Raw genomic sequence first — 12,865 nt, forward strand, 5'->3', positions numbered from 1 at the left:
GGTGGTGTATAGGAATCGCCTGTGCAGCGGATTAGAGTTCGTTCAACAGGAGTTGCCCGACATGATCCCTACCCCGCTGCGCCACCAATCACCTTTGGCGTTGAACATTGACTCGCGCGTGAGCGTAGCGGGCGACTTCGCCACGTCGATAGCCGGCCTGTCGCTGTTTCGTCGCGATCAGCCGGCGCCACCGACGGTGTGCATGATCGAGCCGAGCCTGATTCTGGTGGGCCGTGGGGAAAAGCGCTTGTGGGTCGGCGGTGAGGGTTACCGCTACGACCCTTCGCGGTTTCTGGTCACCTCGCTGGATCTGCCCGCCAATTCCGAAGTGATGCTTGCCAGCCCCGAACAGCCCTGTGTCGGGCTGGTGCTGAAGCTGGATGTCGGCATGCTCGCCGAGATCCTCAGCAAAGGTGGCTTGCCTGCGAAACGGCAGCCGTCGACGAACACCGGCGCTGGCATTGGCAACATGTCTTCCGCTCTGGAAGGCGCGCTCGAGCGCCTGCTGGCATTGCTCGACGAGCCTGAGGCGATCCCGGTGTTGGCGCCGCTGGTGCTGCGGGAAATCCACTATCGGCTGCTCCATACCGATCAAGGCGCGCGGCTGCGGCAGATCACGGCCGTCGATGGCCAGGGTTATCGCATCGCCAAAGCCATCGACTGGCTCAAGGTCAACTACACCGAGGCGCTGCGCATCGATGAACTGGCGGCGCGGGTGCAGATGAGCGCACCGACCTTTCACCATCACTTCCGCCAACTCACCGGCATGAGCCCGCTGCAGTACCAGAAGTGGCTGCGACTGAACGAGGCGCGCCGGCTGATGTTGATGGAGCGTCTGGACGTTTCGCGAGCGGCATTTGCGGTCGGTTATGAAAGTCCCTCGCAGTTCAGCCGCGAATACGCACGCCTGTACGGCACCGCACCCAGTCGGGACATCGCGCTGCTGCGTGGCGACCCCTTCGCCGCAGAAGCACTGGGCAACGCGGCCAGTTGAGCAAAGAACACGCTTTACCGGTGAGGCGCCACGCAGCGTTTCACCGCTTATAAAAATGCACGTCAACCGATGATCGAGCGGGTGAACCATGGAACTACGAATCAACCAGAAAACCTATCAGGTCGATGCCGACGCCGATACGCCCCTGCTGTGGGTGATCCGCGATGATCTGGGCATGACCGGCACCAAATACGGCTGTGGACTGGCGCAGTGCGGCGCCTGTTCCGTGCTGGTGGACGGCAACGTGGTGCGCTCGTGCGTCACGCCGGTGGCCGGCGTGGTCGGCCGCGAGGTCACCACCATTGAGGCGATCGAGGCCGATGATGTCGGTAAACGGGTGGTCTCGACCTGGGTTGATCTGCAGGTCGCCCAGTGTGGCTACTGCCAGTCCGGGCAGGTGATGGCGGCCACGGCGCTGCTCAAGCAAAACCCCAAGCCAAGTGACGCGCAGATCGAGGCGGCGATGGTCAACCTGTGCCGCTGCGGCACGTACAACGCCATTCATGCCGCCGTGCATGAGCTGGCCGGCAAGGGAGATGCCTGATGAACGTGCGTATCGATCCGTCCCAGGAAGCATCAGCACTGGCTCTGCATGAACCGATCAATGTGTCGCGCAGACGTTTTCTGACCGGCACCGCCGTCGGCGCACTGGTGCTCGGTTTCGGCCTGCCGCTGGGCACGACTCGCGTGCAAGCGGCAGTGGCGGCCGCGACTGCCGAGCGTGGCACGCAGGTACCGGCGTTTCTGGAAATTCGCCCGGACAACCGCGTGCGCCTGCTCTGCCCGTTCATGGAAGGCGGACAAGGTACGTTCACCGCGATGGCGCAGATCGTCGGTGAAGAACTGGATGCCGACCCGTCGACATTCCTGGTCGAAGCCGCGCCGCCCGGCGAAGCCTATGTGGTGATGGAAAACGGTATGCGCATCACCGGCGGCAGCATGTCGGTGCGCATGAGTTACCCGGTGATGCGCCGCCTCGGCGCCCTCGCCCGCGCCATGCTGCTGCAGGCCGGTGCGCAGAAACTTGGGGTGCCGGTGGGTGAACTGAGCACCGAACCCGGCAAAGTCGTGCACGCCAAGTCCGGGCGTTCGGTGGCCTACGGCGAACTGGCCGAGCACGCCATGGATCTGCCGGTGCCCGATCCGGCCTCGGTGCAGCTGCGTGATCCGAGCCAGTTCCGCTGGATCGGCAAACCGGTGAAGCGCGTCGATGCCTACGACAAGTCCACGGGCAAGGCGCTGTACAGCATCGACCTGAAGGTCGACGACATGCTGCATGCTGCCGTTCAACATGCCCCGCGTTTGGGCATGACCGTGGGTAACCTGCGCAACGAAGAGCAGGTCAAGGCAATGAAAGGCGTGCATTCCGTGCATCGCCTGCCGGGGGCCGTGGCGGTGGTCGCCGAGCGCTGGTGGCACGCCAAACGTGCAGTGGAAGCGATTCAGGTCGACTGGCAGGAACCCACGGCCGACAGCAAAGTACGGCCGATGCCCGCAAATTTTTCCAGTGATGCCTGGCTCAAGCGCCTGGCTGAAGACAAAGGCCCGGCCAGGGATGATGAAAATGAGGGCGACGTGGCTGCAGCTCTGGCGAACGCCAAAACGCGGATTGACGCCACTTACCACAACCAGTACCTGAACCACGGTCAGTTGGAGCCGCCGTCGGCGCTGGCCCGATTCAATCCCGACGGTTCGCTGGAAGTCTGGCTGCCGAATCAGGCGCCGGACATGTTCCGTGCCGACATCGCCAAACGCACCGGGCTGGATCCGTCGCGCATCACCTTGCATTCGCCATTGCTCGGGGGCTTCTTCGGTCGGCATTTCCTCTACGACGCCGCCAGTCCCTACCCTCAGGCGATCGAGTTATCGAAAGCGGTTGGTCGCCCGGTCAAACTGATCTGGAGCCGCGAAGAAGAGTTCCTGCGCGATGTGCTGCGTCCGGTGGCAGCGGTGAATTTCCGTGCGGCGCTGGATAATGACGGCTGGCCGCTGGCGATCGAAGCAATCAGTGCCACCGAAGGCCCGACCGAGGCGCTGGCCGGCAAACAGGGTGAAAAACTCGACCCGACGGCACTTGAAGGCTTGTCGGGCAAGTCCTATGCAATCCCCAACAAGCGCATCGCGCAGATCTACGCCAAAGGCCCGGCGATGCTCGGTTACTGGCGTTCGGTGGGCAATTCGCTCAACGACTTCTTCTACGAATCGTTCCTTGACGAACTGGCCGACAAGGGTGGCAAGGACCCGTTCGAATTGCGCCTGCATCTGCTGCGCGACAACCCACGACTGACCACGCTGCTGCAAGCCGTGGGCGAGCTGTCGGGTGGCTGGAAGCGTGGGCCGTTCACCGCGGCGGACGGCAGCAAACGTGCGCGAGGCGTGGCGATGGCTTCGCCGTTCGGTACCCAGACGGCGGTGATCGCCGAGGTCTCCATCGAGCACGGTCAGGTCAAGGTGCACGACATCTGGCAGGCGATCGACCCCGGTAGCATCGTCAATCCGGCGATTGTCGAAGCACAGGTCAATGGCGCGGTGGCGCTGGGCCTGTCGCAGACCCTGGTGGAGGAAGCCGTGTGGATTGATGGCAAACCGCGCGCGCGCAACTACGACTTGTATCCGATCCTGCCGCCTGCGCGGATGGCCCGGGTCCACGTGCGTGTTGTCGAGAGCGGGGAAAAAATGGGCGGCATCGGCGAACCACCGTTGCCCGCTGTCGCGCCCGCCGTCGCCAATGCGGTGGCAACGCTGACCGGGCAACGGGTGCGCAGCCTGCCCATGAGCCGACACACCTTCACTTGATCAGCGCCGGAGCGTCCATGAATAACAGCCGATTCGCAAGAACCGCTGGCTGGCTGGCAGTGCCGTGCCTGGTCGCGGCAGGCCTGCTGGCCTGGTATGTCACCCGCGAGCCTGTCTCGCGCCTTGAAAACAACCACACCGCCGTGGCCGATATCGACCCGGCGCTGGTCGCTCGTGGCGAATACGTCGCCCGACTCAGCGATTGCGTGGCGTGCCACAGCGTGCCGGGCGGTGCGCCGTTCGCTGGCGGCCTGGAAATGGCCACACCACTGGGCGCGATCCACGCGACCAACATCACCCCGGAGCCGGAAACCGGCATCGGTCGCTACAGCCTGGCGGACTTTGACCGTGCGGTGCGCCACGGCGTGGCACCTGAAAGCCGTCGTCTGTACCCGGCGATGCCCTACCCGTCCTACGCCAAGCTCAGTGACGACGATGTGCGAGCGCTGTACGCGTTTTTCATGAAAGGCGTGGCACCGGTCAAGCAGGCGAATATCCCGAGTGCGATTCCTTTTCCGTTGAACCTGCGCTGGCCGATTGCGTTGTGGAACGGTGTGTTTGCCGATACCGAACCTTACGTGGCCAAACCGTCGCAGGATGCCGTGTGGAATCGCGGCGCTTATCTCGTGCAAGGCGCCGGGCACTGCGGCAGTTGCCATACGCCGCGCGGTCTGGCGTTCAACGAGAAGGCTCTGGATGAATCCGCCACGCCGTACCTCGCCGGCGCCTTGCTCGATGGCTGGTACGCGCCAAGCCTGCGTGATGATCACAACACCGGTCTGGGCCGCTGGAGTGAGCCGGAGATCGTGCAGTTCCTCAAGACCGGGCGTAACAAACATGCAGTGGTTTATGGCTCAATGACCGAGGCGTTCAACAACTCGACGCAGTTCATGAGCGATGACGATCTGACCGCGATCGCCCGCTATCTCAAGTCATTGCCGGGGGATCCTCAGCGCGACGGCCAGCCATGGCAGTACCAAACGGTTTCGGCGACGGAACGTCTGGACGCGCCCGGTGCCCATACCTACGTCACGCGCTGTGCTTCGTGCCACGGTTTGGACGGCAAGGGCCAGTCGGAATGGATGCCGCCGCTGGCCGGCGCCACGTCGGCACTGGCCAAGGAAAGTTCCTCGGCGATCAACATCACCCTCAACGGTTCGCAACGGGTGGTGGCCGCCGGAGTACCGGACGCCTATCGCATGCCAGCCTTCCGCGAACAGTTGTCGGATCAAGAGATCGCCGAAGTGCTGACCTTCATGCGCAGCACCTGGGGCAATCAGGGCGGTGCCATTGAACCGCAGGCCGTCAACAAGCTGCGTGAACGTACGGATCCGGCCAGCAGCAGCCCGATCATCCTGCAAATGCGTTAGAGGAACTTTGATGGAAAGCATCGACTTGCTGGTCCTGCGCACCGCGCGGGACTGGCTCGCCGCCGGCGAGCAAGTGTTGCTCGCCACGGTGGCGCGCACATGGGGCTCTTCGCCGCGCCCGACAGGCTCGATGATGGCCTTGCGTAACGACGGGCGTGTGGTCGGCAGCGTGTCCGGCGGCTGCATCGAGGAGGACCTGATCGATCGCTACACCACCGCGCATGGCGGCAGCGGCCTCAAGGACAGTGCGCCCGAGGTGGTGCGCTACGGCGTCAGCGCCGACGAGGCGCATCGTTTCGGTTTGCCCTGTGGCGGCACGCTTGAGCTGATTCTGGAGTTCAATCCCTCATGGCAGGTGCTCGACGAGCTGCTGGTGCAACTGGATGCCGGGCAACTGGTGCGCCGCTGCCTGGCACTGGATAGCGGTCGCGTCACACTGCAAGCCACGGCAACTCCTGAGCAATTCAGTTTCGACGGCCAACAGATGCTCAATACCCTCGGGCCGGGGTATCGGCTGCTGATGATCGGTGCCGGCGCGCTGGCCGAGTATCTGGCGACCATGGCGCTGTTCAACGGCTTCAAGGTCGCGGTGTGCGACCCACGTGCCGAATACATCGACACCTGGGCGGTGAACGGTGTGGAGCGCATCATCGGCATGCCGGATGACGTGGTGCGCGACTTCGCGGTCGATCTGCGCACCTGTATCGTCGCCTTGAGTCATGATCCGCGACTCGACGATCTGGCACTGCTCGAGGCCCTGCACAGCCCGGCGTTTTACATCGGCGCCATCGGTTCGCGGCGCAACAGTCAGCTGCGCCGCGAACGTCTGATCGAGCATTTCGGTGAGACCCAGGCATCACTCGAACGGCTGCACGGGCCAATCGGCATCTACATTGGCAGCAAGACACCGGCGGAGATCGCGGTCAGCGTGATGGCCGAGATCCTGGCCGCGAAGAATGGCGCCAATTTGCCGAAGGCGTTTTCGATTGCCAGAGCCAAGGCGCAACAGGGTCTGGCGCAATCGCATTGAGCCCCGTTGCTTGGCCCTGTGCCTATATCAGGCGACTTTGATCACCACTTTGCCAAACGCGCCCTTCGCCAGATGCTCGTACGCCTCGCGCGCTTTCTCGAACGGATACACCTGATCGATCACCGGGCGAATCTTGTGCTGGTTGAGGAAGACGTTCATCCGGTCGAAGGATGAGCGCGGTGCCACGGCGATACCGCGAATGGTGGTCTGGCGGAAAATCAGCGGCATCAGATTGAGTGCAACGGTCTGCCCGGTCAAAAAACCGATCTGTGCAATGCGCCCGGAAGCCTTGGTCGCTGCAACCGACTGATTGATGCCGTTGCCACCGGCCACGTCGAGCAGCAGATCCACGCCTTTGCCGTCAGTCAGCCGCAACACTTCATCGGCCCAGTTCGGTGTCGTTCTGTAGTTCACGCCCGCGACCGCTCCCAGTTCCTTCACGGCTTGCAGATTGTGCTCGCTACTCGATGTGGCGATCACTTTGGCGCCCAGCGCCGTGGCGATCTGCACGGCAAAAATCGACACCCCGCCCGTGCCTTGAACCAGCACGGTCTGGCCGGGCTGGATCTGTCCAAAGTCGACCAGTGAGTACCACGCCGTGAGCGCAGCAATCGGCAGCGTCGCCGCCTCTTCGTCGCTCATGTTGTCCGGCGCGGCAACGGCGCTGTCTTCATGGATGATCATGTATTCGGCCAATCCGCCGGGCAACGGCGAACCAAAGCAGTAGTCCGGTTCATTCGGCCCCGGCTCGCCATCCAGCCAGCGGGAATACAGATGCGAGTTGACCCGATCGCCGACCTTGAAGCGGCTGACGCCGTCACCCACCGCGACCACGGTGCCCGCTGCGTCGCTCACCGGAATCAACGGTTTGGGCACCATGTGCGGCTCGTAGATGCCGTCAACAATCGCCTTGTCGCGAAAATTGAGGGACACGGCGCCGACCTTTACCAGCAATTCGCCGGACTGTGGCTGCGGGGTCGCTGTCTCTTCCAGGTGCAGATTGTCGAGGCCGAAATCTTTCAGTAACCAGGCTTTCATTGCGAATCTCCAAAAACGGATCAATGGCTGCAAACCACCAAGGGTTTGCCTGGGCACATCTTTCGCTGTTGGCCTCGCGCAATAAATACGCAAAAAGGCACATGATTATTCTATCCTCAAGCAACAATTGAATTCCGTCAGGTCCCGATCATGGAATTGCTGCAATCGATGCGACTGTTCGCTCGGCTTGCCGAGCTCGGCAGCTTCACCAAAGCCGCCGAATCGCTGGACATCGGGCGCCCCTAGGTCACCCGTTACATCCAGGAGCTGGAAACATCCCTGGGTGTGCGTCTGTTTCAGCGCACCACCAGAAAAGTCGCGCTCACCACCGAAGGCCAACTGTTCTATGAGCGAGTGCAGGAAATTCTCGCGGATATCTCGGCCGCCACTTCGATGTTCGACCGCAGCGGAGCAACGCTCGAAGGCCGGCTTCGGGTCGATATCCCGACCGCGTTCGCGCAACTGGACTTCATCAAAAACCTGAAAGCCTTCACCAGCGCCTTCCCCGGGATCGACATGGTGCTGGGCGTGACTGATCGGGCGGTCGACCTGATCGGTGAAGGTATCGACTGCGCGTTACGAATTGGCGAGTTACCGGACTCGACCTTGATCGCTCGCCCGATCGCCATGGCGACCATGGTCACGTGCGCAGCCCCCGAGTATCTGCAGGAACACGGCGAACCGCGGACACTCGACGATCTGAATGCCCATCGCGGGGTGAATTTTCTTTCCGGCCAAAACAACAGGACATTGCCCTGGCACTTCTCGGTCAAAGGCAAAGACCGCGCGTTCATCAGCAACGCCGGCATCACCGTCACCGAGTCGAATGCCTACGTGCAGTGCGGCGTAGCGGGCTTTGGAATCATTCAGGCGCCAGGCATCACCGTGGCCGAATACCTGGCCAGCGGCACCCTGGTGGAAATCCTCAGCGCCTATCGGCCCACCCCGCGCCCGGTATCACTGCTGTACCCCAGCCGCACGCACCTGGCTGCGCAAGTTCAGGTATTTGTCGAATGGCTGCAGCAGCACTTTGTGCAGATCTATCCTGACTGGCTGGAACAATAACGATCAACAGCGCCGTTCGCGGCTTGCGCGTAATCAAGGAGCACCGCACGACATGGAACAAATCACTTACCGCACCGCGACGGGCGCAGACGCGTTGAGCATGTGTGAGCTGGGGCAATTGCTTAACGACGTGCATCACACTGCCCGCCCCGACATCTATGCCCCGCCCACCGCGGAATTTTCCCGCGACCTGCCCCACTGGTCAGCGCTGTTCGAGAAACCCGGTCACGTTGTGTTCATCGCCCATGTCGACGATCAACCTGCGGCGTTTATCACGGCCAGCCTGTCGGCCAGTTCAGGGCCGTTGATGCAACCGCAGAATGTCGTTCGCATCGGCTCGGTGTGTGTCGCCGAACAGTTTTCGGGACAAGGCCTCGGCCGTGGGCTGATGAATCTGGTGAAAAACTGGGCGATCGAACAGGATGCCCAGGATCTGCGGTTGACCGTCTGGCCATTCAATCGCCGTGCCGCGCGGATGTATGCGGAGTTCGGCTTTGAGACTCGGGCTGTCGAAATGGGCATGCGTTTGTAGCGGTTTGCCCTCGTCCAGACTTTTCCGGGACTGCGCGCAGCGATCTGGAAATCACGGCTTTCGCCAACCGGCTGGCAAACGTGTTCAGCGCCTGCGTGATGACGCTGAATCAACCTTCAACGTGAGGCGGCTGCACGGGTGAACTGCTGCTCCGTCACCACGCTGCCCCACTGACTGCCCGGCTCTTCCATGGTCAATTCGAACCCGGCCGCTTCGTACAGTCGGCGCGCGGCGTCGAGGCCCTTGAAGGTCCAGAGCTGAATCGCGTCAAACCCCCGCTGATCGCAAAACTCCACCGCCGCGCTCAGCAGTTGCCGGCCGACGCCACTGCCGCGGCAGCCGTCGTCGAGGATGAACCAGCGCAAATGCGCCTGATTGCTGCCCAGATCCTGGCCGTCGATTGCGATCGAGCCAACGATGCGCTCATCAAGCGTCGCCACCCAGATCTGGTTGCAGGGCTGATCGAGGCGCCCGACAAACTCCGCCACTCCACTGGCGACGCGGCTTTCAAAGATCGCGCCGAAACCGGAATGTCGCGAATAATAATCCGCATGCATTTGCGCCACGCGGCCGATCAGGCCGGGGCGATAGCCGGCGCTGATGTGCAGATTCGGCGCGAGCGGCCGGTCAGCACCCAGGCGGATGGTCTTGAGCGCATGCGCGTAGGTTGAAAGGCCCTGCGCCACGCTCTGTTGTTGCGACGGATTGAGCGTGTTCAGTGCCTTGCTGACCTGGGCCTGGCCATAGGCATGAATGTCGGCGACGGTCTGCCGGCCCTGCGATGTCAGGTGCAGATGCTTGACCCGGGCGTGCTCGGCAGCACGCTCCTCGATCTCCCCGGCCTTGATCAGTTTGCCGACCATGCGGCTGACACTGGATTTTTCCAGGCCAAGGATTTGCGCCAGTTGCGCAGCGCTGACGCCGTCCCCGGCCTCGATTTCCAGCAAGGCGTGCACGCCGGAGGCGGAATAGTCGGTCGCCGCCAAGGTGGCGCGCAGGAAACCGAACTCACGCACCATCGTGCGCGACGCTGTACGGATTTCTTCGATCAAGGCTGAAGGGATACTCATGACACATCACCGCTGAAATTTAGTTGTACTACACAACCATGTTTCAATATGACGGTGCAAGAAGCCGACGACTCCGGGCGAGCGGTCGATTGTCGGCGTCGCCACAGCAGCAAACGTCAGACAAAAAAAGCCCCGCAACCGAATGAGGTGCGGGGCAAAGTATTGGTTGGTTGCGGCCAACCAAAGGAGCTCGGTTAAAACGGGTTGTGCAACCGGATCAGATGCAGTCCTGGGCGGCGCGTTCAAAACTGGAAGGCAGGAAGTTCGAAGCCAGCAAGTGGCGCTCGTAGATGAACACCTTGCCACCGTTGCCGGCCTTATAGGCTTCCAGCACGTTGTCTGCCGACACCTTGCTTGGCACCACGATCCGGTAGCTGCGCTGGGTCTGCGAAACGGTCGGGTTCAGCGCACTGCCCTGCAGCTTCGGCACCACGCAATCGGCGTATTGCGCCGGAGTCTTGTTGGTCTGCAAGGTCAGCGTCGGGTCGTTCGGTGCGGAGGCGCAACCGGCGAGCAGCAAGGAAGCAACGGCCAGGGTCGGGGCAAACAAAGCACGCATCGGGGTCATCCTGAAAATAAAGGTTCGGTTCATTTGGCAGCGATTCAGCGTCACGGCGCCGCCGCTGCCCTTTTGGTTTTGAGTGTTCAGCTGGAAGCCACCAGCGCCTTGAGCGAGGCATCGAACTGCTTCAAGGCATTGAGTTGCAGGTCACGTTGCTGCTCGATCTGCGCGGCAATCTCGTGCGCCGCTTTGTCGTGTACCCAGACCGACGAAATCTGTTTTTCCACCGAGCCCTCGGCTTTGCCGATGTACTGCAGGTCGGCATCGTAGAAACGCGCGATGAAATGCGCCTCGTACAGGCTGTTCTGCTGAGTCAGCAAGCGGTTGAAGGTGTCGAGTTTCACCACGATATCCGGATGCGCCAGAATCAGTGCATCGAGGTTGTCGTAAACGGTCACCGACAGAAACTGGCGTTGCAACGAGCTGAGCAACCAGTCGATCGCCAGTTCCGGGTCGGAGCTGCTGACAAAGGCTGCGCGAATTCGCGGATCCAGTGCATCCTTGGCCCCGTGCAGCGCCATATCGTGGTAGCGCGTCAGGTATTGCAGGTTTTCCCGGGTGTTTTCGCTGTACAACACACCCACGGTCTGTGAATGCTGCAAAGTCGCGCTGCTGCCGGCGATTGGCTGAAGATGACACGCACAGGCGTCGTCGGCGTAAGACGGTGCCGTGGCTACCATGCCGCTCATCAGCAGAGCGGTCAGCGCCAGTCGGGTCAGTGTCTTCATCGCGCAATTTCCTTGAGCTGCGTTTTCAATGAGGGCAATTTTCCGCCTATTGCCAGCAAAGCTGAACTTGCGTTTCGTGATGGTCACTATTACTTCTAGCGATAGTTGCGCACGATAAAGACGGGTACACACTCATCCCCAATGACTAAAACAACAGTGAGGAAGCCGATTTGAGAACCTTTGACCTGATCCGCGACGCGGTTCTGCCCGACTTTCGCGAGCGGGTGGCGGAATACCTGGTGCAGTACGAAAAGGTGTTGCTGGACAAGGACATCACCGATGCGCAGCTCAAGCGCGATACCGCCAATCAGTTGCGTGGCTATTTGCGCGGGTTGAACACCACCCGCGTGCTGGGCATGGCGTACTGGGAAGAACTGGATCGGCGGGTCGTCGACACTTGGCTCACGCCTCACGAATGAGCGTGGACGCCGGTCGGTGACGATCGTATGCGGCGCCTGCCAAAACGGCCCCGAACGCTTACAATCGGCGGCCTTACCGACCTTCTGACAGGCTCCCCCGGAAATGCCGCTCGACCCACCAACGATGCTGACCATCTCGATCGCTCTCGCAGCCGCTGCCGCGCTGTATCTGGCGGTCGAGTGGCGCAGCATTCGTGAGCCTTCGCTGCTGTTCTGGAGCGCCGGTTTCGCCACCATCACCGTCGGTTCCACCCTGGCTCTGCTGCGTAGCAACGGCTTTTTGCTGATCGGCATCTGGTTCGCCAACGGCTTGCTGGTGACCGCGCACTTCCTGTTTCTGCTGGGAGTGGCGCGCTTTACGCAGATCCGCCTGTCACGCGCCTGGTACCTGATTTTCGTCACCTGGCTGGTTTTGCTGTTGCTGCCGGACGGGCCGTTGTGGTCGAAAGTCATGCTGGCTGCCAACTCGCTGCTGGTTGCCGCCTCGACGCTCAAGGCCAGTTTGCTGCTGCGCCCGCATGGCAAATCGCTGAGCGTCGGTGCGGTGCAATTGCGCTATGTGCTGCTCGGTCACGGCATCTTCTATGTGGCCAAGGCCCTGACCGTGGTGATCCCCGGCACGCTGATCGACCTGGCTGCATTCCGTGGCGTCATCATCCAGATCTCGCTGGTCGAGGGCGCGATGGCGATCATGCTCATTGCACTGTCGATGACCGGCACCGAACGCTACCGGCGCGAGGAGCAGATCGCCCGACTGGCCGCCCGCGATCCACTGACCGCGCTCTACAACCGCCGCGCCCTCGACATGCGCGCGCCGGGCCTGCTGCGGGGCGTGTCTGCGGCGCATCCCGGCGCCCTGCTATTGATCGATATCGACAACTTCAAATCGGTCAACGATCAGTACGGCCACAGCGCCGGCGACCGTTTGCTGGTGGCCCTGAGCGAAATGATCCGCGCCGAGACCACCGATGAGGCGCTGGCCGCCCGTTTGGGCGGTGACGAGTTCGTGATTTTGCTGAGCAACGCGCCCAGTGATCACATCGTCAGACTGGGCGACGCCCTGCGCGATCAGTTCCAGCGCAACGCCGCCCAGACCTTCCCCACCGCCGAACCGGTGACACTGAGCATCGGCGCCACCCTGTTCAACCAGCCGCCGGCCAGCCTCGCGGCACTGATCGAGCAAGGCGACGCCGCGCTCTACGAATCCAAGCGCGGCGGCCGCAACCGACTGCGCCTGACCGGGCTTACCACTTCAGGATGA

General features: G+C 62.1%; 12 protein-coding genes and 1 pseudogene. 9 read left to right on the forward strand and 4 right to left on the reverse strand.

The features are described from left to right. Nucleotides 1–61: 61 nt before the first annotated feature. The 5 genes from E3Z29_RS19250 to E3Z29_RS19270 all read left to right on the forward strand — a co-directional run bounded on the left by E3Z29_RS19250 (nt 62) and on the right by E3Z29_RS19270 (nt 6,190). Complete coding sequence (locus E3Z29_RS19250) at nt 62–994, forward strand: AraC family transcriptional regulator (RefSeq protein ID WP_134786649.1); 933 nt, start codon at nt 62–64, stop codon at nt 992–994. Between the two features lie 88 nt (nt 995–1,082). Next, nucleotides 1,083–1,538 carry a (2Fe-2S)-binding protein gene (locus E3Z29_RS19255; RefSeq protein WP_027613020.1) on the forward strand — a complete coding sequence of 152 codons (456 nt, stop codon included), beginning with the start codon at nt 1,083–1,085 and terminating at the stop codon, nt 1,536–1,538. Continuing rightward, the gene (locus E3Z29_RS19260) at nt 1,538–3,790 is read left to right on the forward strand and encodes a xanthine dehydrogenase family protein molybdopterin-binding subunit (protein ID WP_134786650.1); all 2,253 of its coding nucleotides are present in this window, start codon (nt 1,538–1,540) and stop codon (nt 3,788–3,790) included. Before E3Z29_RS19255 ends, E3Z29_RS19260 begins: the two co-directional genes overlap by 1 nt. A 17-nt stretch (nt 3,791–3,807) precedes the next feature. Beyond that, the gene (locus E3Z29_RS19265; RefSeq protein ID WP_134786651.1) at nt 3,808–5,160 is read left to right on the forward strand and encodes a cytochrome c; all 1,353 of its coding nucleotides are present in this window, start codon (nt 3,808–3,810) and stop codon (nt 5,158–5,160) included. A 10-nt stretch (nt 5,161–5,170) separates the two neighbouring features. Next, nucleotides 5,171–6,190, forward strand: coding sequence for an XdhC family protein (locus tag E3Z29_RS19270; RefSeq protein WP_134786652.1), 1,020 nt, complete (start codon nt 5,171–5,173; stop codon nt 6,188–6,190). Between the two features lie 27 nt (nt 6,191–6,217). Here the strand turns inward: E3Z29_RS19270 and E3Z29_RS19275 are convergent, their stop codons facing one another. Then, the gene (locus tag E3Z29_RS19275; protein ID WP_097090345.1) at nt 6,218–7,228 is read right to left on the reverse strand and encodes an NAD(P)-dependent alcohol dehydrogenase; all 1,011 of its coding nucleotides are present in this window, start codon (nt 7,226–7,228) and stop codon (nt 6,218–6,220) included. A 168-nt stretch (nt 7,229–7,396) separates the two neighbouring features. On the opposite strand from E3Z29_RS19275, the pseudogene E3Z29_RS19280 reads away from it, so the two are divergent. Together E3Z29_RS19280 and E3Z29_RS19285 are read left to right on the forward strand one after the other, a co-directional pair. Then, nucleotides 7,397–8,293: pseudogene (locus tag E3Z29_RS19280) on the forward strand (LysR substrate-binding domain-containing protein). 52 nt (nt 8,294–8,345) lie between these two features. Continuing rightward, entirely contained in the window at nt 8,346–8,825 is a 480-nt protein-coding gene (locus tag E3Z29_RS19285; RefSeq protein ID WP_134786653.1) for a GNAT family N-acetyltransferase, read from the forward strand. 116 nt (nt 8,826–8,941) lie between these two features. Here E3Z29_RS19285 and E3Z29_RS19295 read toward each other — a convergent pair whose 3' ends face one another. The 3 genes from E3Z29_RS19295 to E3Z29_RS19305 all read right to left on the reverse strand — a co-directional run bounded on the left by E3Z29_RS19295 (nt 8,942) and on the right by E3Z29_RS19305 (nt 11,185). Beyond that, entirely contained in the window at nt 8,942–9,895 is a 954-nt protein-coding gene (locus E3Z29_RS19295; protein ID WP_134786654.1) for a helix-turn-helix domain-containing GNAT family N-acetyltransferase, read from the reverse strand. 217 nt (nt 9,896–10,112) lie between these two features. Further along, nucleotides 10,113–10,454, reverse strand: a complete 342-nt coding sequence (locus E3Z29_RS19300; RefSeq protein WP_095136448.1) for a hypothetical protein — start codon at nt 10,452–10,454, stop codon at nt 10,113–10,115. Between the two features lie 86 nt (nt 10,455–10,540). Then, nucleotides 10,541–11,185, reverse strand: a complete 645-nt coding sequence (locus E3Z29_RS19305) for an ATPase (protein ID WP_097090339.1) — start codon at nt 11,183–11,185, stop codon at nt 10,541–10,543. A gap of 170 nt (nt 11,186–11,355) precedes the next feature. On the opposite strand from E3Z29_RS19305, the gene E3Z29_RS19310 reads away from it, so the two are divergent. Both E3Z29_RS19310 and E3Z29_RS19315 read left to right on the forward strand, forming a co-directional pair. Next, nucleotides 11,356–11,604 (forward strand): hypothetical protein, encoded by a 249-nt coding sequence (locus E3Z29_RS19310; protein ID WP_134786655.1) that lies wholly within the window; start codon nt 11,356–11,358, stop codon nt 11,602–11,604. Nucleotides 11,605–11,707: 103 nt separating this feature from the next. Continuing rightward, nucleotides 11,708–12,865 (forward strand): GGDEF domain-containing protein, encoded by a 1,158-nt coding sequence (locus tag E3Z29_RS19315; protein ID WP_134786656.1) that lies wholly within the window; start codon nt 11,708–11,710, stop codon nt 12,863–12,865.

The sequence above is a fragment of the Pseudomonas sp. S150 genome (assembly GCF_004526365.1).
Classification (GTDB): Bacteria; Pseudomonadota; Gammaproteobacteria; order Pseudomonadales; family Pseudomonadaceae; genus Aquipseudomonas; species Aquipseudomonas putida_A.